Here is a 19,752-nt window from a genome sequence, read left to right on the forward strand (position 1 = left end):
TATGAATCTTTTAGAAACATTTGCCAAAAGTGATAGTTTAAAAAAATGGCTCCGTGATCCTGCTGGGCGCCAATTAATTGTCGGGGTCTCAGGCTCTGCTAAGGCGTTGGCGATGGCTAGTTTTTTTGTGGCGCACCCAGGACAAATTTTAGTCGTCACGCCTAATTTATATTATGCTAACCAATTAATAGAAGACTTGCAAAATATTCTTGATCCGGCTTTAGTTCACGGATTCCCTGTGGATGAAGTATTGGCTGCGGAAATGGCTTTTGCTTCTCCGGAAGCGCGGGCTGAACGAGTGGCAACTTTGAATTTTTTAATTAGCGGAAGTCCTGGTATTGTTGTGACCAGTGTTGCCGGGGTGAAAAAATTTCTGCCAAACCCTGCGTTATGGCACGCTGCACAATTAGAAATAACCGTCGGAGGCGAGCTAGATTTAGCGAATTTGCCGAGTCAGTTAGTGATGGCCGGCTACACTCGCGAAGGGTTAGTTAGCAATCCTGGTGAATTTGCCATTCGCGGCAGCATTGTCGATATTTTTCCTTTGAATGCTGAAAATCCGGTGCGTTTAGAATTATTTGATACGGAAATTGATTCATTGCGGACCTTTGATCCAGCAACACAACGCTCAGTAGAAAAAATTGAAACTTTTTCCATCGCGCCGATTACCGAAATGATTGCCGATTTGCCGACGCTGCAAAAAGCCGCTGAAAAATTACGGCAAGCGCTAGCTGCTCGTTTAAAAGTAACCCATCAAAAAGAGAAAAAACCTTTGATGGAACGCTTTGAAGCACTGGCAACTTCTTGGGATAATGGCGAGTTGACTGAAGAAGTAAAATTATTTCCAGACTTTTTATACGGCGAGCAAACAACGATCGCCAATTATTTAAAAGAGCCGATGATTTTTGTTGATGACCTCGGACGGATTTCCGAAACCGAAAGTCAAATGGAACAAGAGAGCGCCGAATGGTTCACCCAAAAGCTATCGGAAAATGCTGTCTTTCCTCAACAAGTTATGCACGCTGATTTCCGGTCATTTTTGAAAAGAACGCGGGAAGCCCAAACATTTTTTGCTCTTTTTCAAAAGGGAATGGGAAATTTACAATTTGAAGCCATTCACCCGGTGCAAATGCGGGCGATGCAACAATTTTTCGGCCAACTCCCACTTTTAAAAACCGAAATGGAACGCTGGCACAAACAAAAACAAACAACAATTATTCTTGTGCCCACTAAAGAACGACTTGCTAAAGTCGAAGCACTCTTACGAGAAGTAGAAATCCCCGCACTGGTCACCGACACCGTCTTGCCCCAACAAATACAAATCCAAGAAGGTACGTTAGCTAATGGGTTTGAAATGTTGGAAGACCGTTTAGTAGTGTTAACAGAAAAAGAAATTTTCCATACGATTACAAAACGACGGCGCCGCCCAACGCAAATGACCAATGCGGAGCGGATTAAAGATTATTCTGATTTAAAACCTGGCGATTATGTAGTCCATGCCAATCACGGGATTGGTCAATATATTGGCATGCAAACGTTAGAAGTTGACGGCGTCCATCAAGATTACATTACTATTTTGTATCAAAATGCCGATAAATTATTTATTCCCGTCACGCAATTAAATTTAATTCAGAAATATGTTGCCGCCGAGGCTAAACAACCAAAAATCAATAAACTTGGTGGCAGTGAATGGCATAAAACAAAAGCCAAAATCTCCGCCAAAATTGAAGATATCGCCGATGAATTAATCGAATTATATGCCAAACGGGAAGCAGAAATTGGTTATGCATTTTCACCGGATGATGCGTATCAAAAACAATTTGAAGCAGATTTTCCATATCCAGAAACTGAAGATCAACTGCGAAGTATTAAAGAAATTAAAAAAGATATGGAACGCACTCGCCCCATGGATCGCCTGTTAGTCGGCGATGTTGGTTTTGGGAAAACGGAAGTCGCCTTAAGAGCAGCCTTTAAAGCAATTGAAGATCATAAACAAGTGGCTTTTTTGGTGCCAACAACCATTTTAGCGCAGCAACATTTTGACACTATGACGGAACGGTTCCATGATTATCCAGTGCAAATCGATATGCTCAGTCGTTTTAGAACGAAAAAACAGCAAAAAGTTACGTTGGAAAAAATAAAAACCGGTCAAGTCGATATTGTAGTAGGGACGCATCGTTTATTATCTAAAGATCTAGAATTTGCGGATCTCGGCTTATTAATTGTCGACGAAGAGCAACGTTTTGGCGTGAAACATAAAGAGCGCCTGAAACAATTGCGGGCGCAAGTCGATGTCTTAACGTTAACGGCCACCCCAATTCCCAGAACTTTGCATATGTCCATGTTAGGCGTGCGTGATTTATCGGTGATTGAAACGCCACCGGAAAATCGTTACCCCGTCCAAACGTATGTCATGGAAAAAAATCCTGGCGCGATTCGCGAGGCGATTCAACGAGAATTAGCGCGCGGCGGTCAAGTTTTTTATTTATATAATCGCGTCGAAACCATTGACCAAAAAGTCGCTGAAATTCAAGAACTCGTCCCACAAGCCCGGATTGCTTTTGCTCATGGTCAAATGAGTGAAGTTCAACTGGAAAATGTTTTGGTCGATTTTATTGATGGTGTTTATGATGTTTTAGTCACCACGACGATTATTGAAACAGGCGTTAATATTCCTAATGTTAACACGCTTTTTGTAGAGAACGCTGACTATATGGGGCTGTCTACTTTGTATCAATTGCGCGGTCGAGTGGGCCGGACCAATCGTGTCGCTTATGCGTACTTTATGTATCAGCCGCAAAAAGTTTTGAATGAAGTTTCCGAAAAAAGATTACAAGCGATTAAAGATTTCACCGAATTAGGTTCTGGTTTTAAAATTGCTATGCGAGATTTGTCGATTCGTGGCGCCGGGAATTTATTAGGCAGCCAACAACACGGCTTTATTGATGCTGTCGGTTTTGATATGTATACGCAAATGCTAGAAGATGCCGTGGGTCGCAAGACGGGTCAAGCTGAAAAAGAAGTGAAATCTACGGTGGAAATTGATTTGGGCATTGATGCCTACTTACCAGATACGTATATTAGTGATCAACGACAAAAAATTGAAATTTACAAACGGATTCGCCAATTGGAATCAGTGGAAATGCTCCATGAGTTGCAAGATGATTTGATTGATCGATTCGGTGATTATCCAGAAGAAGTCAATCAATTATTGATGATTGGCCAGATAAAAATGGATGGCGATCGTGCGCTAGTTGAAAAAATTTCCAAAAATGATTTGAAAGTTGATTTGCATTTGACTAAAATGGGGACCAAGAGTTATTCTGTTGAACAATTATTCGAAGCGCTCAGTCATACAAAACTCAAAGCTTCATTAGGTGTGGAAGACGACAAGATGCATCTGCATTTCCAATTACCTAAAAAAGTGGACGTGGATGTTTGGCTGCAAGAGTTGGTGAACTTCACGCAAGCTTTACGGGCGGAGAAAAACTAAGCAGGAGGCAAGGCGATGGCAAAAAACGAAATGCAAGAAATGCTTAGAGCAGCAGCGATTTTGTCAGCAGCCTCACTGCTAGTCAAAATATTATCGGCTGTCTATCGGGTCCCTTATCAAAATTTAGTCGGCGATGTGGGCTTTTATGTCTATCAACAAGTTTATCCGTTTTACGGCTTAGCAATGACTTTAAGTTTAACAAGTTTGCCCGTTTTTTTATCAAAAATTACCCAAGAAGAACCAGATCTAGCTAAAAAACAAAAACTGCTAGATCAACTATTTCCTTTGATTTTTTATGTCAGTTTATTTTTGTTTGCTAGTATTTTTTTAAGCAGCACGTTATTAGCACGAGCTATGGGAGACGTCCAATTGGCCGGCTCCATTCGCACCGTGTCATTTCTCTTTTTGCTAACACCGGCCCTGTCTTTTTTGCGGGGGAATTTTCAAGGAATTCCGTGGATGACCCCGACAGCCAAATCACAAATCGCCGAACAAAGTTTACGAGTCTTTGTAATTATCGGCGCTGCTCTTTTATTTCGGCAAGGATTCGGATCCGTCTATCAAACAGCTAGCATTGGGTTTTTCGGTGGCTTACTAGGTGGCGTGTTAGCGTTAATTATTTTACTCCATGAAAATCAGCGGATGACGCATTTTCGCTTTCATTTGGCGGCTAAGTTTTGGATTTTACCTTCATTAAAAGAAATCAAACCTTTGCTCCACCGCTTAACAATTGAAGGCGGCTTAATTTTTATTTATAGCGGCCTATTATTATTGTATCAATTAGTCGACTCCTTCACTGTAAAATCAGGACTCATCTCATCTGGACTAAGCGATGAGGCAGCTAAAGTTGCTAAAGGAATTTTCGATCGCGGGCAACCATTTGTGCAATTAGGTTTAGTAGTCGGCTTGGCTCTTTCTTCGATTTTTTTACCAATGTTAACGCGGGCTTTCAGTCAACATCAAGATTCCAAATTCAAACAATATACGTTGATGTTTCTTAGACTCACTGCGACCATTGCAGCAGCCAGCAGCGTCGGCTTGATGTTACTAATGCCTTGGCTTAATTTCGCCTTGTTTAAAGATCAAGCAGGACTAGTTCCTTTGACGATATTTATGGCCGGCATTTTCCTACTGAGCGTGGCCCAAGCTTTGGTCAATGTATTGCAAAGTCAAAATAAATACCGCCTCGCTTTAAAATCTGCGCTCTTAGGATTGGCCTTCAAGTTAGGGACAACTTATTTTTTGACCCAAATGTTTGGCACAACCGGCGCCAGTCTTTCCACTGTATTGGGACTTTTAGTTATGAATCTTTATTTATTACCACAAACAGGTGTCGTTAAACATTTTTATCGCCCAAATTATTTTGCCTGGAAACTTTTGGAAAGTTTATTATGGATGAGTGGGGCATTATTCATTTTTCGCGTTATTTTTGCGGATTTTGCTTTACAAAGTCGAACAAACGCTTTACTTTTAAGTGTAGTAGGCGTTTTTCTAGGGATTGTTGTTTTTTTGAAAATGGCAGTCAGCTTTCAATTATTAACAGTGCGGGAGTGGCTCTTAATTCCCCACGGCAAATATTTATGGCGTTTTTTCAGTGGCCGGCATTAAAGCCGACAGCAAATAGGAGGATATTATGCGTTTAGATAAATTTTTAAAAGTATCACGAATTATTAAACGACGGACAGTCGCTAAAGAAGTGGCGGATAAAAAAAGAATATCAGTCAATGATCGCGAAGCAAAAAGTTCTACTGATGTAAAAGTCGGCGATGTTTTAGTGATTCAATTTGGCAATAAAACCCTTAAAATCAAGGTTTTGTCCGTAGCCGAAACGGTAAAAAAAGAAATGGCTGCACTAATGTATGAAATTTTAGAAGAAACTTCCCCCAAATAGCTGAAATTAACATTAGACAAGGCGTTTACAAGTTGATATAATGGGGCAAGAAATATCTCTGGAGGTTTTTTATGAATAATCAGCCAAACAATAAAATTGCACCTCTCAAAAATGAGTTTCACAAAGAACAACTTGTCAAACTTCACCAGGTGCAAAGAGAGATCATCTTTAAACGCCGGCGCTTGACGGTCATTTTTGTCTTGGCGATTATTCTAGTAGCGACTTTCGGAGCTAAATTAATTGCGGACGGACAAAAATTGCAAAGTTTGCGTCAGCAAGAAACCGCAATGATTTCCCAAGAAGAACAACTTGCACAACAAGAACAGGATTTAAAAGATGATGTAGCCTTACTTCATGATGAAGAATATGTAGCTAAACTTGCCAGAAGTCGCTACTTATTGTCCAAAGATGGCGAGCAAGTCTATACCATTCCTAACGAACAGTCATCAAGTACGACTGAAAATAAATAATAATGAAACGAACCGCTTTCAAGGAGGAGCAATTTTTTTATGGCAATTGAAGTAGGAGCAAAGTTACAAGGAAAAGTTTCCGGTATCACAAATTTTGGGGCTTTTATTGATTTAGGCGAAGGCAAAACTGGCCTCGTTCATATTAGTGAAGTATCTAATGGCTATGTCAAAGATATTCACGATGTTTTAAAAGTCAATGATGAAGTGACTGTTAAAGTTACTACAGTCGGAAACGATGGGAAAATTGGTTTGTCGATTCGTAAAGCCGATGACACACAACCAGAACGACCAAAAAGAGAATTTCCAAGTAACAGAGACAATCATCACAGCGCCAAACCGCACGATAATCGCGACAATCGTAGCAGTGCTCCAAGAAACAGTGCTCCAAGAAAAACGAATCTTCCACCACAAAAAGAAGATTTCGATAGTTTAATGAGTTCCTTTTTGAAAGACTCTGACGATCGCTTAACAAGCCTTAAACGCAACACAGAAGGCAAACGCGGCGGACGCGGTGGCCGAAGAAATTAGTAAATAAAAACGAAGGCTGGGACAAAAAGAATTTCTTTTTGTTCCAGCCTCTTTTCCTAATTTTCTACGGCAATTAAATTCACATTTTACATGGGGGTAGAAGTATGCTTACTGGTAAAACTTTTTTGGGTCATTGGCCACAGGAGCTGTTGGAGCGTCCCATTTTTTTGGCGGTGTCTGGTGGTGTGGATTCGATGGTTTTACTAGATTTGTTGCAAAAAGCATTTCCCACACAAAGCTTAACCTTGCTCCATGTCAATTATGGTTTGCGAAAAGAAGCCGACAGTGAGACCGAATATTTAAAAAAGTGGGCCGAAAAAAATCAGCGGGAGCTTAAAATAAAATATTTCCCCAAAAATGAAAAATTCACTGAAGAAATAGGGCGCACTTTTCGTTATTCTTTTTTTAAAAACGAATTGACTGAAGAGGCGATTTTAGTCACGGCGCATCATTTAGATGATTTAACCGAAACTTTATTGATGAAAATCACGCGGGGAACGAATCTCGATCATTTGGCAGTGGACGCCCAACAAATTTTTGGCGCGGGTCTTTTATTTAGACCATTATTGTCTTTTTCGAAAGATGAAATCCAGCAGTATGCCGATTATCACCAGCTGACTTTTTTTATTGATAAAAGTAATTTTGATTTGCGTTTTACTAGAAATCGCTATCGTCACCAAATTATTCCGCTTTTGCAAAAGGAAAATCCCCGCTTGAACACGCAAATGTTTAAACTTAATCAATCCTTAATTCCGCTAAAACAAAAGCCAGCACCGCAAAAAAAAGAGTCACCGGAAACTACCGCACCACAAGTTATCCCACAAGTAAAATATCCTTTAGCCAAAAACACTTGGCTGCAACTTTCTCCAACAGAAAAAATCGGCTTGTTTGATCCTAATTTACCGCCAGCTTGGCCGAATAGCGGTGCAGCAACGATCGTCCCTTTTTATCAGGAAATTCCTGATAATTTGATCGTTCGTCATCCGGAAGCTGGGGACCTTTTAGCTTTAAAAAAAGAAAATTACACAAAAAAGTTGCGGCGTTATTTAATTGATGCCAAGGTTCCTTTAGAAAAGCGCCCTGAAGTCTGGGTTGTGGCCGATAATCTTAAAAATATCTTATGGTCGCAGCCAAATGGAAAATCTTATTTGAGTTCTTATTTGGAAACTGATAAAATACTTTACATACTCATTTATGTAAAGGAAAACAAAGGAGACGAGCATGTTAATTAATGATATTGAAGAAGTGCTGATTACCCAAGAGCAAATTCATGAAAAAACAGTGGAGCTGGGAAAAATTCTCGCCGCTGAATATCAAGACAAAAACCCTTTAGTGATTGGTATCTTAAAAGGGGCCGTTCCCTTTATGGCGGATATTATTCGCGCTTGCGATATGCAAATGGAGATGGATTTTATGGACGTGTCTAGTTATGGCCGCGAAACCCATTCCTCTGGTGAAGTAAAAATTTTGAAAGATTTAGATACTAACGTTGCTGGGCGTGATGTGTTAATCGTCGAAGATATTATCGACACCGGCTTAACTTTATCTTATTTGGTTGATTTATTTAAATACCGCCAAGCCAAATCTGTAAAAATCGTCACCTTGTTAGATAAACCTTCAGGACGCACCAAAGCCATTGAAGCAGATTACGTTGGTTTTTCCGTACCAGGAGAATTTGTGGTAGGTTATGGTCTAGATTATTTAGAACAATATCGCAATTTACCTTTTGTAGGTATCCTGAAACCAGCAATTTACGAAAAAGACGCAAATTAAGCAGTAGACCTTAATAAATGTGTTAAAATAATTAAGGAAACAAAATTCTAGGAGGTCAGCAATGAAGAATAAAAATGGCGGAATGAAAAACGGCCTGTATTATGTACTGCTGCTTTTATTATTAGCCTTGGCGGCCTATTTCTTTTTAGGAAATACGGGAGAACAATCGCCAGACATTGAATATTCCACCTTTACGCAACAATTAGAAGATGGAAAAATTTCCGAAGTAACGATGCAACCGTCTAACGGCGTGCTAACGATTACTGGGGAATATGAAGAGGAACAAGAAATCGAAAACACCGGTGGCCTTCCATTATGGGGCAGCTCCAGTGTAGCAACAAAAAGTTTTACCACAATTATTTTAGCTAATGATTCATCGATTGCTAAAATTCAAGAACTATCCGCTAATAGTGATACTGAGGTCAAAATTAAAGAAGAGTCTACTTCTGGCGTTTGGCTATCATTGCTCTTTAGCTTCTTACCAATTATTATTATGGTTTTCTTCTTATATATGATGATGGGTCAAGGTCAACAAGGCGGTGGCGGCGGTGGCCGTGGCGTGATGAACTTTGGTAAATCAAAAGCCAAAGAATCAGACAAAAAAGCCAACAAAGTTCGTTTCTCTGATGTCGCTGGTGCGGAAGAAGAAAAACAAGAACTTGTTGAAGTTGTTGAATTTCTGAAAGATCCACGTCGTTTTGTCGAACTCGGCGCTCGAATTCCAGCGGGTGTTCTTTTAGAAGGACCTCCCGGAACTGGTAAAACTTTGCTAGCTAAAGCTGTTGCTGGTGAAGCTGGCGTACCATTTTACTCGATCTCTGGTTCTGACTTTGTAGAAATGTTTGTCGGAGTCGGTGCTAGTCGGGTACGTGATTTATTTGAAAATGCTAAGAAAACTGCTCCAGCGATTATTTTCATCGATGAAATTGATGCTGTTGGTCGTCAACGTGGCGCTGGTATGGGTGGCGGTCATGATGAACGTGAACAAACTTTAAACCAATTGCTTGTTGAAATGGATGGATTTAATGGTAACGAAGGAGTTATCGTTATTGCCGCTACAAACAGAAGCGACGTCTTAGATCCAGCGTTATTACGTCCAGGCCGTTTTGACCGTCAAATTTTAGTTGGCCGTCCAGATGTCAAAGGTCGGGAAGCTATTTTGAAAGTCCATGCTCGTAACAAACCTTTAGCTGATGATGTTGACTTAAAAGTTGTCGCTCAACAAACACCAGGTTTTGCTGGTGCTGATTTAGAAAATGTTTTAAATGAAGCAGCTTTAGTTGCTGCTCGTCGGAACAAGAAAAAAATCGATGCTTCTGATATTGATGAAGCAGAAGATCGTGTGATTGCCGGACCTGCTAAAAAAGACCGGGTTATTTCCAAAAAAGAACGTTCAATGGTGGCCTTCCACGAAGCTGGACATACGATTGTTGGCTTGATTTTATCCAACGCACGTGTCGTTCACAAAGTAACCATTATCCCTCGTGGCCGCGCAGGTGGTTACATGATTGCACTTCCTAAAGAAGATCAATTCTTAATGACTAAAGACGATATGTTTGAACAAATTGTTGGCCTATTAGGTGGACGGGTTGCTGAAGAAGTTGTCTTCGGCGTTCAATCTACTGGGGCTTCCAATGACTTCGAACAAGCAACATCTTTAGCTCGTTCTATGGTGACTGAATACGGGATGAGTGAAAAACTTGGACCCATTCAATATGAAGGCAATCACCAAGTCTTTGTTGGCCGCGATTATGGTCAAACAAAAGCTTACTCTGAACAAATTGCTTATGAAATCGATAGCGAAGTACGCCGGATTATGAATGAAGGTCATGCCAAAGCTGTAGAAATCATTGAAGGCAACCGCGAGAAACATAAATTAATCGCTGAAAAATTGTTAGAATTTGAAACCTTAGATGCGAAAGCTATCAAGTCATTATTTGAAGATGGCGTGATGCCTCAAGATAAAAAAGGCGACGATTTCCCTAGCGAAAAAGACGGCGGAGCAACTTTTGAAGAAGCTAAACGCGCTTTAGAAGCAAAAGATGCTGAAAAACAAGCTCAAGAGAAAAAAGACTTAGATGAAATCAAAGCAGATATTGATCGACAACATCTCGAAGATGTTCCCGTTCAAGAAAAACAAGATCTTGAAGAAGTGAAGGATGAATTGGCAAAACAAAGCCAACAAGATGCTCCATTTTCAAAAGAACCTAAAGAGGTTAAAGAAGATACTGTCGAAGATGCTAAGACTGAAGAAAAACAAGCTGATTCAGAAGAACCAGAATTTCCAAGCGAAAAAGATTTGAAAGATTAAAAAGATGGAAAAGCAACGATTCTAGGATCGTTGCTTTTTTGCTGCACAAAAAAACGGCTGCGCCGGAAGGACAGGTTGGCGGGATGTTAAAGACAATCTTGATAGGTGATGTCTTTAAGGTAGTGACTAGGAGAAAAGATGGAGTGATCAAAAATCCAAAAACGGGATTTTGGTTCACTCCCCTATTTCTCTACGTCCCTAATCACCTTAAAGACAATCTTGATAATCGATGTCTTTTGAGCAAGGGTTAGACAAATAGATAAAAATTAATAAAATCCAAAAACGGGATTTTTTAATTTTTCCTAATTTGTTACACCCTTAACCGCTCAAAAGACAATCTGTTGTTTTGCATATTCTTTGGGAAAATGTTACTCTTATGCAAGAATTTTTTGAAACAATTTTTTTAAGGAGGATATAATGAAAGATTATTTAATAAAGGCATTAGCACTTAATGATGAAATTCGGGCGTATGGCATTTGTGCCACAGCGGCGGTTCAAGAGGCAGTGAAGCGTCACGATACATATTCAGGTTCAACTTTAGCATTAGGAAAAACCATGATAGGTGCACTTTTACTAGGTGCAACTTTAAAAGGTGAAGATAAAATCACGGTAAAAATTTTAGGTGACGGGCCAACAGGTTCCATTGTTGTAGATAGCAATGGTCACGGGACTGTCAAAGGATATATTCAACAACCGCATGTCTATTTGCAACCAGACGAAAATAATCAACCATCTTTGCCAGCAACAATTGGGCGAAATGGTGTGCTTTCAGTGATTAAAGATCTCGGCTTGAAGGAACCATTTTCCGGGCAAGTGCCTTTGACTGCCGGTGATATTAGTCAAGATTTCACTTATTATATGGCGCTCTCTGAGCAAGTACCTTCTGCCATTGGTTTGTCAGTTATTCTTGATGAAGACGGCGGTGTAACGGCGGCTGGGGGCTTTATGATTCAAGTACTGCCAGGAGCTAAAGAAAGTACCATCGCTCAAGTGGAAAATGGTTTAGCTGAAGCTAACAACTTCGGTCAAAAAATATTAGCCGAGGCAAGCCCTGAGGAATTGTTAAATGATCTAATTGGTAGCCCCGTTTCTGTTTTAAAAAAAATGCAAGTAAGTTTTGCATGTGATTGCTCCAAGGAAAAATTTGGCGATGCGATGATTTCTCTAGGCGAAAAAGAAATTTTAGCTATGATTGAAGAAGACCACGGCGCAGAAGCTGTTTGCCGTTTTTGTAATAATCATTACCAATATAGTGAAGATGATTTGCTAGAGTTAGCCGCTGCTGCACGGCAAAAAAAGGGGGAATAGACGATGGAATGGAAAATTGGGGAGATCGTTATTCCTAATCAAGTAGTCGTAGCTCCCATGGCGGGAATTACCAACGCTGCTTTTCGGGTAACCGTTAAAGAATTTGGTGCCGGACTTGTAGTGTGTGAAATGATTTCTGATCAAGGGATTCATTTTCGCAATAAAAAAACGTTAGAAATGCTCTACATTGATGAAACAGAACATCCGCTAAGTGTGCAAATTTTTGGTGGCACTAAAGAATCTTTGGTGGAAGCTGCGGTCTTTGTGGCAGAAAATACGGCCGCTGACATTATTGATATAAATATGGGCTGTCCAGTGAACAAGGTCATTAAAGCCGACGCTGGTGCCAAATGGTTACTAGATCCTAATAAAGTGTACGAAATGGTTTCTGCAGTAACTGCTGCGGTGAAAAAACCTGTTACGGTAAAAATGCGTATTGGTTGGGATGATAAACACGTCTTTGCAGTAGAAAATGCCAAAGCTGCCCAAGCTGGTGGAGCTAGTGCATTGGCAATGCATGGTAGAACGCGGGTGCAAATGTATGAAGGTCTTGCCAACTGGGATGTTTTACGTGAAGTGAAAAAAAATATCACGATTCCATTTATGGGAAATGGCGATGTGAAAACTCCAGAAGATGCCAAACGGATGTTAGACGAAGTAGGCTGCGATGCAGTAATGATTGGGCGCGCCGCTTTAGGAAATCCGTGGATGATTCATCGGACTGAACATTATTTAGCAACCGGCGAACTAATCGCCGAACCAACGCCAACTGAAAAAATCGAGGTGGCGGAAAAACATTTGGAACGTCTGATTGACTTAAAAGGCGAAAAAGTTGCCGCCCACGAATTTCGTCAACACGCGGCTTATTATTTAAAAGGGATTCCTAGAGCTGCCAAAGTGAAAGCCGCCATTAATCAAGCAGATACCCAAGCTGAAATTATCGACATTTTCAGTGACTTTTTAGAAAAAATAGCAGGCAACGCTGTTTATCAACGGGTTAGCCACTAGAAAATTAATTTTAGTCGCGTCTTAAGCTAAAAATTTATGAAAAATGATTGAGAAGACGACTAATTTGTGGCATGATAATCATAATCATGCAGTTTTGAAGGAGGAAATAGATTGGCAGCAGAAGATAACGGACAAAATTTGCAAAATGACCAAATGCAAGTCCGCCGCGAAAAATTAGATCATTTAAGAGAAGAAGGTATCGATCCTTTTGGCACGCGTTTTGAACGGACGCATTTAGCTAGTGAGCTTCATGCCTTATTTAACGATAAAACTAAAGAAGAATTAGCTGAAATGAATTTGACCGCCACTGTAGCAGGGCGGATGATGACGAAACGTGGCAAAGGAAAAGTTGGCTTTGCTCATTTGCAAGATCGCACCGGGCAAGTGCAGATTTATGTCCGTAAAGATAACGTAGGAGAAGAAGCTTACGATTTATTTAAGCATGCTGATCTTGGGGATTTTATCGGCGTAACTGGTGAAATTATGAAAACTGATACAGGTGAAGTAACGATTAAACCTGCCGAATTAACTTTTTTGACCAAAGCATTGCGCCCGCTACCAGATAAATTTCACGGCTTAACCAATGTGGAGCAACGATATCGCCAACGGTATTTAGATTTAATTTCTAATCGGGAAAGTTTTGACCGTTTTGTTCATCGTAGTCAAATTATTTCATCGATTCGTGAATATTTAAATGGCCAAGGTTACCTTGAAGTAGAAACGCCAACGTTACACAACGAAGCAGGTGGCGCAACGGCGAAACCTTTTATTACGCATCATAATGCGCTGGATCTTGATTTGTATTTGCGGATTGCTTTGGAATTGCATTTGAAACGACTAATTGTCGGTGGGATGGAGAAAGTCTATGAAATCGGCCGGGTCTTTCGTAATGAAGGAATCGACACCACGCACAATCCTGAGTTCACTATGCTAGAAGCATACACTGCTTATACCGATTTTAAAGACGTTATGAAGCTAACGGAGGGAATCATTCGCCACGCCAATCAAAAGGTGAACGGAACTCCTGATTTAACTTATGCTGACCAAATCATTCACCTAGGAGAAAAATTTGCCGAAGTCCATATGGCGGATGCGGTAAAAGAAGTAACTGGTGTAGATTTTTGGCAAAAATTAACTATTGACCAAGCCCGCACGCTTGCCAAAGAGCATCATGTGGAAATCACTGAGCACATGAGTGTAGGACATATTCTAAATGAATTTTTCGAAACCTTTGTAGAAGAAACTTTAATTCAACCGACATTTGTTTATGGACATCCAGTAGAAGTTTCTCCGCTAGCCAAAAAAAATGCTGACGATCCTCGTTTTACCGATCGTTTTGAATTATTTATTGTCGGAAAAGAATTTGCCAATGCCTTTACCGAATTAAATGATCCTGACGACCAACGCTCTCGCTTTGAAGGGCAACAAAAAGAACGTGATCAAGGAAATGATGAAGCTCACGGGATTGATGAAGACTTTTTAGAAGCGCTAGAATATGGTATGCCACCAACGGGAGGATTAGGAATTGGTATCGACCGTTTGGTGATGCTATTAACTGATGTCCAATCGATTCGAGACGTGCTATTATTTCCAACAATGCGCTAAAATAAAAAGGCGAAAGAAAATTCATTTTCTTTCGCCTTTCTTCTTTTTTTTACAAGGAATCCGAAAGATATTTTCGAATCAAACATCATTGAACGCCTTTTGAAAAAAACTTAAAAAAATGTAATTTAATTGTTGCTTTTTTGACAAACTCTTGGTATATTTAAATACGTCGCTTGAGTAATTAACTAACTTATCTCAACCTTTGCAACGCTTCATAATTTTTTTTAAAAAAATTAAAAAAAGTCGTTGACAGAGAATTATTGTTATGTTAAATTATTAAAGTCGCTGAAATAACTTTTCAACTTCCTTCAAAAATAAAATAAAAAAGTTCTTGACTTTCACTTTTACTTTTGATAAGATATAAAAGTTGCTAACGCGACAAATAAGTGAATGTAGACCTTTGAAAACTGAACAAAGTGAAAACGAACCAAATTGTGTAAGGGCGTTTTGATTAGTCAAAACAACCAAAAAGCAACAAAATTTTTAAGCGAGCAATCGCTAGTGTAACAAATGAGCTTAACGGAGCAATCCGTTCAAACACTTTTAATGAGAGTTTGATCCTGGCTCAGGACGAACGCTGGCGGCGTGCCTAATACATGCAAGTCGAACGCAACAAAGTCACCGGAGCTTGCTCCACGACTTTGTTGAGTGGCGGACGGGTGAGTAACACGTGGGTAACCTGCCCTTTAGTGGGGGATAACATTTGGAAACAGATGCTAATACCGCATAACAATTTTTTCCGCATGGAAAGAATTTGAAAGACGCTTTACGGTGTCACTAAAGGATGGACCCGCGGTGCATTAGCTAGTTGGTGAGGTAACGGCTCACCAAGGCTGTGATGCATAGCCGACCTGAGAGGGTGATCGGCCACACTGGGACTGAGACACGGCCCAGACTCCTACGGGAGGCAGCAGTAGGGAATCTTCGGCAATGGACGAAAGTCTGACCGAGCAACGCCGCGTGAGTGAAGAAGGTTTTCGGATCGTAAAACTCTGTTGTTAGAGAAGAACAAGGATAAGAGTAACTGTTTATCCCTTGACGGTATCTAACCAGAAAGCCACGGCTAACTACGTGCCAGCAGCCGCGGTAATACGTAGGTGGCAAGCGTTGTCCGGATTTATTGGGCGTAAAGCGAGCGCAGGCGGTTTCTTAAGTCTGATGTGAAAGCCCCCGGCTTAACCGGGGAGGGTCATTGGAAACTGGGGAACTTGAGTGCAGAAGAGGAGAGTGGAATTCCATGTGTAGCGGTGAAATGCGTAGATATATGGAGGAACACCAGTGGCGAAGGCGGCTCTCTGGTCTGTAACTGACGCTGAGGCTCGAAAGCGTGGGGAGCAAACAGGATTAGATACCCTGGTAGTCCACGCCGTAAACGATGAGTGCTAAGTGTTGGAGGGTTTCCGCCCTTCAGTGCTGCAGCTAACGCATTAAGCACTCCGCCTGGGGAGTACGACCGCAAGGTTGAAACTCAAAGGAATTGACGGGGGCCCGCACAAGCGGTGGAGCATGTGGTTTAATTCGAAGCAACGCGAAGAACCTTACCAGGTCTTGACATCCTTTGACCGCTCTAGAGATAGAGTTTTCCCTTCGGGGACAAAGTGACAGGTGGTGCATGGTTGTCGTCAGCTCGTGTCGTGAGATGTTGGGTTAAGTCCCGCAACGAGCGCAACCCCTATTGTTAGTTGCCATCATTAAGTTGGGCACTCTAGCGAGACTGCCGGTGACAAACCGGAGGAAGGTGGGGATGACGTCAAATCATCATGCCCCTTATGACCTGGGCTACACACGTGCTACAATGGGAAGTACAACGAGTCGCGAAGTCGCAAGGCTAAGCTAATCTCTTAAAGCTTCTCTCAGTTCGGATTGTAGGCTGCAACTCGCCTACATGAAGCCGGAATCGCTAGTAATCGCGGATCAGCACGCCGCGGTGAATACGTTCCCGGGCCTTGTACACACCGCCCGTCACACCACGAGAGTTTGTAACACCCGAAGTCGGTGAGGTAACCTTTTAGGAGCCAGCCGCCTAAGGTGGGATAGATGATTGGGGTGAAGTCGTAACAAGGTAGCCGTATCGGAAGGTGCGGCTGGATCACCTCCTTTCTAAGGAATATTACGGAAATACACAATTCGATTTCACTTTGTTCAGTTTTGAGAGGTTTACCCTCGGGGCCTTAGCTCAGCTGGGAGAGCGCCTGCTTTGCACGCAGGAGGTCAGCGGTTCGATCCCGCTAGGCTCCATTGAGAGGATTTCTCTCATACTTTGTTCATTGAAAACTGGATACTGAATTAATAAAGCAAAACAAACCGAGAACAACGTGTTGAATGAGTTGAAAGACGAATTCAATTACTTATTTGAATACGAAACACAATCGCTTGTGCGTAGTATTAAACCGTCGACGAAAGTCGATTTGAAGGTTAAGTGAATAAGGGCGCACGGTGGATGCCTTGGCACTAGGAGCCGATGAAGGACGGGACTAACACCGATATGCTTTGGGGAGCTGTAAGTAAGCTGTGATCCAGAGATTTCCGAATGGGGAAACCCAACATTTGTCATAGAATGTTACGTTTATATGAATACATAGTATAAACGAGGTACACGCAGAGAACTGAAACATCTAAGTACCTGCAGGAAGAGAAAGAAAATTCGATTCCCTGAGTAGCGGCGAGCGAAAAGGGAAAAGCCCAAACCAAAGAGCTTGCTCTTTGGGGTTGTAGGACTCCAATATGGTAGTTTGTTAGAATAGTCGAAGGACCTGGAAAGGTCTGTCAAAGAGGGTAAAAACCCCGTAGATGAAATTTTAACAACACCTAGGAGTATCCTGAGTACGGCGGAACACGAGGAATTCCGTCGGAATCCGGGAGGACCATCTCCCAAGGCTAAATACTACCTAGTGACCGATAGTGAACCAGTACCGTGAGGGAAAGGTGAAAAGCACCCCGGAAGGGGAGTGAAATAGAACCTGAAACCGTGTGCCTACAACAAGTCAAAGCCCGTTAATGGGTGATGGCGTGCCTTTTGTAGAATGAACCGGCGAGTTACGATTGCTTGCGAGGTTAAGTTGAAGAGACGGAGCCGTAGCGAAAGCGAGTCTGAATAGGGCGCATCAGTAAGTAGTCGTAGACCCGAAACCATGTGATCTACCCATGTCCAGGTTGAAGGTGTGGTAAAACGCACTGGAGGACCGAACCCACGTACGTTGAAAAGTGCGGGGATGAGGTGTGGGTAGCGGAGAAATTCCAATCGAACTTGGAGATAGCTGGTTCTCTCCGAAATAGCTTTAGGGCTAGCCTCAGAGTAAGAGTCGTGGAGGTAGAGCACTGTTTGGACTAGGGGCCCGTCTCGGGTTACCGAATTCAGATAAACTCCGAATGCCATCGACTTATCTCTGGGAGTCAGACTGCGAGTGATAAGATCCGTAGTCGAAAGGGAAACAGCCCAGACCACCAGCTAAGGTCCCAAAATATGTGTTAAGTGGAAAAGGATGTGGGGTTGCTTAAACAACTAGGATGTTGGCTCAGAAGCAGCCACCATTTAAAGAGTGCGTAATAGCTCACTAGTCGAGTGACCCTGCGCCGAAAATGTACCGGGGCTAAACACATTACCGAAGCTGTGGATAACACGTAAGTGTTATGGTAGGAGAGCGTTCTAAGGGCGTTGAAGGTAGATCGTAAGGACTACTGGAGCGCTTAGAAGTGAGAATGCCGGTATGAGTAGCGAAAGACGGGTGAGAATCCCGTCCACCGAATGACTAAGGTTTCCTGGGGAAGGCTCGTCCGCCCAGGGTTAGTCGGGACCTAAGCTGAGGCCGAAAGGCGTAGGCGATGGATAACAGGTTGATATTCCTGTACTTGTTGTTTTTGTTTGAACAATGGAGGGACGCAGGAGGATAAGAAAAGCAGACGACTGGAAGTGTCTGCCCAAGCAATAAGTCTGAAGAGGAGTCAAATGCTTCTTTTTAAGGATGAGTTGTGATGGGGAGGGAAATTATAGTACCGAAGTTTCTGAGTCCACACTGTCAAGAAAAGCTTCTAGTTAGAAAACAACAACCCGTACCGCAAACCGACACAGGTAGTCGAGGAGAGGATCCTAAGGTGAGCGAGAGAACTCTCGTTAAGGAACTCGGCAAAATGACCCCGTAACTTCGGGAGAAGGGGTGCTGACCGCAAGGTCAGCCGCAGTGAATAGGCCCAAGCGACTGTTTATCAAAAACACAGCTCTCTGCAAAATCGAAAGATGACGTATAGGGGGTGACGCCTGCCCGGTGCTGGAAGGTTAAGAGGAGTGCTTAGCGTAAGCGAAGGTACGAATTGAAGCCCCAGTAAACGGCGGCCGTAACTATAACGGTCCTAAGGTAGCGAAATTCCTTGTCGGGTAAGTTCCGACCCGCACGAAAGGCGTAACGATTTGGGCACTGTCTCAACGAGAGACTCGGTGAAATTTTAGTACCTGTGAAGATGCAGGTTACCCGCGACAGGACGGAAAGACCCCATGGAGCTTTACTGCAATTTGATATTGAGTGTTTGTAACACACGTACAGGATAGGTAGGAGCCAAGGAAGTCGGGACGCTAGTCTCGATGGAGGCGTTGGTGGGATACTACCCTTGTGTTATGACCACTCTAACCCGCATCACTCATCGTGGTGGGAGACAGTGTCAGATGGGCAGTTTGACTGGGGCGGTCGCCTCCTAAAGTGTAACGGAGGCGCCCAAAGGTTCCCTCAGAATGGTTGGAAATCATTCGCAGAGTGTAAAGGCACAAGGGAGCTTGACTGCGAGACCTACAAGTCGAGCAGGGACGAAAGTCGGGCTTAGTGATCCGGTGGTTCCGCATGGAAGGGCCATCGCTCAACGGATAAAAGCTACCCTGGGGATAACAGGCTTATCTCCCCCAAGAGTCCACATCGACGGGGAGGTTTGGCACCTCGATGTCGGCTCGTCGCATCCTGGGGCTGTAGTCGGTCCCAAGGGTTGGGCTGTTCGCCCATTAAAGCGGCACGCGAGCTGGGTTCAGAACGTCGTGAGACAGTTCGGTCCCTATCCGTCGCGGGCGTTGGAAATTTGAGAGGAGCTGTCCTTAGTACGAGAGGACCGGGATGGACTTACCGCTGGTGTACCAGTTGTCTTGCCAAAGGCATCGCTGGGTAGCTATGTAGGGAAGGGATAAACGCTGAAAGCATCTAAGTGTGAAGCCCACCTCAAGATAAGATTTCCCATTTCTTTAAGAAAGTAAGATCCCTGAAAGATGATCAGGTAGATAGGTCAGAAGTGGAAGTATAGTGATATATGGAGCGGACTGATACTAATCGATCGAGGACTTAACCAAAAGGTTTAGGTTTGTCAGTAAGTTAATTCAGATCCAGTTTTG

The 19,752-nt window shown here is 42.4% G+C and carries 10 protein-coding genes, 1 tRNA gene, 2 rRNA genes and 1 pseudogene; all 14 read left to right on the forward strand.

Translation table 11 applies throughout. The features are described from left to right. Position 1: 1 nt before the first annotated feature. The 14 genes and pseudogenes from mfd to BQ5341_RS02895 all read left to right on the forward strand — a co-directional run bounded on the left by mfd (position 2) and on the right by BQ5341_RS02895 (position 19,710). The gene (mfd, locus tag BQ5341_RS02825) at positions 2–3,493 is read left to right on the forward strand and encodes a transcription-repair coupling factor (protein WP_071130560.1); all 3,492 of its coding nucleotides are present in this window, start codon (positions 2–4) and stop codon (positions 3,491–3,493) included. 15 nt (positions 3,494–3,508) lie between these two features. Continuing rightward, positions 3,509–5,101: a putative polysaccharide biosynthesis protein gene (locus BQ5341_RS02830; protein WP_071130561.1), complete on the forward strand. Its 1,593-nt coding sequence runs from the start codon at positions 3,509–3,511 to the stop codon at positions 5,099–5,101. 25 nt (positions 5,102–5,126) lie between these two features. After that, on the forward strand, positions 5,127–5,384 hold the full coding sequence (locus BQ5341_RS02835) for an RNA-binding S4 domain-containing protein (protein ID WP_071130562.1): 258 nt from the start codon (positions 5,127–5,129) through the stop codon (positions 5,382–5,384). 71 nt (positions 5,385–5,455) lie between these two features. Next, the gene (locus BQ5341_RS02840) at positions 5,456–5,854 is read left to right on the forward strand and encodes an FtsB family cell division protein (RefSeq protein ID WP_071130563.1); all 399 of its coding nucleotides are present in this window, start codon (positions 5,456–5,458) and stop codon (positions 5,852–5,854) included. Positions 5,855–5,893: 39 nt separating this feature from the next. After that, positions 5,894–6,382: a S1 domain-containing RNA-binding protein gene (locus BQ5341_RS02845; protein ID WP_071130564.1), complete on the forward strand. Its 489-nt coding sequence runs from the start codon at positions 5,894–5,896 to the stop codon at positions 6,380–6,382. Between the two features lie 104 nt (positions 6,383–6,486). Further along, entirely contained in the window at positions 6,487–7,614 is a 1,128-nt protein-coding gene (gene tilS / locus BQ5341_RS02850) for a tRNA lysidine(34) synthetase TilS (protein ID WP_071130565.1), read from the forward strand. Then, complete coding sequence (gene hpt / locus BQ5341_RS02855; RefSeq protein ID WP_071130566.1) at positions 7,604–8,155, forward strand: hypoxanthine phosphoribosyltransferase; 552 nt, start codon at positions 7,604–7,606, stop codon at positions 8,153–8,155. Before tilS ends, hpt begins: the two co-directional genes overlap by 11 nt. A gap of 61 nt (positions 8,156–8,216) precedes the next feature. Further along, positions 8,217–10,239 (forward strand): annotated as a pseudogene (ftsH, locus tag BQ5341_RS02860) (ATP-dependent zinc metalloprotease FtsH); the annotation flags it as partial. Positions 10,240–10,883: 644 nt separating this feature from the next. Beyond that, complete coding sequence (gene hslO, locus BQ5341_RS02870) at positions 10,884–11,774, forward strand: Hsp33 family molecular chaperone HslO (RefSeq protein WP_071130568.1); 891 nt, start codon at positions 10,884–10,886, stop codon at positions 11,772–11,774. A gap of 3 nt (positions 11,775–11,777) precedes the next feature. Next, positions 11,778–12,782, forward strand: a complete 1,005-nt coding sequence (gene dusB, locus BQ5341_RS02875) for a tRNA dihydrouridine synthase DusB (RefSeq protein ID WP_071130569.1) — start codon at positions 11,778–11,780, stop codon at positions 12,780–12,782. A 153-nt stretch (positions 12,783–12,935) separates the two neighbouring features. After that, entirely contained in the window at positions 12,936–14,387 is a 1,452-nt protein-coding gene (lysS, locus tag BQ5341_RS02880) for a lysine--tRNA ligase (protein ID WP_071130847.1), read from the forward strand. 542 nt (positions 14,388–14,929) lie between these two features. Further along, positions 14,930–16,487: ribosomal RNA gene (locus tag BQ5341_RS02885) — 16S ribosomal RNA — on the forward strand. Positions 16,488–16,552: 65 nt separating this feature from the next. Then, positions 16,553–16,625 (forward strand) — tRNA-Ala (locus BQ5341_RS02890). Between the two features lie 175 nt (positions 16,626–16,800). Beyond that, a 23S ribosomal RNA gene (locus tag BQ5341_RS02895) occupies positions 16,801–19,710 on the forward strand. Together the 16S and 23S rRNA genes with 1 tRNA gene alongside form the textbook arrangement of a ribosomal RNA operon. Positions 19,711–19,752: the final 42 nt, after the last annotated feature.

The organism is Enterococcus timonensis, assembly GCF_900104595.1.
In the GTDB taxonomy this organism is placed as follows: domain Bacteria; phylum Bacillota; class Bacilli; order Lactobacillales; family Enterococcaceae; genus Enterococcus_J; species Enterococcus_J timonensis.

What these genes read in the sequence shown, in the direction of transcription:
- lysS (WP_071130847.1), top strand. Translation starts at nt 12,936, where the DNA reads ATGCAAGTCCGCCGCGAAAAATTAGATCATTTAAGAGAAGAAGGTATC.
- hslO (WP_071130568.1), top strand. Translation starts at nt 10,884, where the DNA reads ATGAAAGATTATTTAATAAAGGCATTAGCACTTAATGATGAAATTCGG.
- BQ5341_RS02830 (WP_071130561.1), top strand. Translation starts at nt 3,509, where the DNA reads ATGGCAAAAAACGAAATGCAAGAAATGCTTAGAGCAGCAGCGATTTTG.
- mfd (WP_071130560.1), top strand. Translation starts at nt 2, where the DNA reads ATGAATCTTTTAGAAACATTTGCCAAAAGTGATAGTTTAAAAAAATGG.
- tilS (WP_071130565.1), top strand. Translation starts at nt 6,487, where the DNA reads ATGCTTACTGGTAAAACTTTTTTGGGTCATTGGCCACAGGAGCTGTTG.
- BQ5341_RS02845 (WP_071130564.1), top strand. Translation starts at nt 5,894, where the DNA reads ATGGCAATTGAAGTAGGAGCAAAGTTACAAGGAAAAGTTTCCGGTATC.
- hpt (WP_071130566.1), top strand. Translation starts at nt 7,604, where the DNA reads ATGTTAATTAATGATATTGAAGAAGTGCTGATTACCCAAGAGCAAATT.
- dusB (WP_071130569.1), top strand. Translation starts at nt 11,778, where the DNA reads ATGGAATGGAAAATTGGGGAGATCGTTATTCCTAATCAAGTAGTCGTA.
- BQ5341_RS02840 (WP_071130563.1), top strand. Translation starts at nt 5,456, where the DNA reads ATGAATAATCAGCCAAACAATAAAATTGCACCTCTCAAAAATGAGTTT.
- BQ5341_RS02835 (WP_071130562.1), top strand. Translation starts at nt 5,127, where the DNA reads ATGCGTTTAGATAAATTTTTAAAAGTATCACGAATTATTAAACGACGG.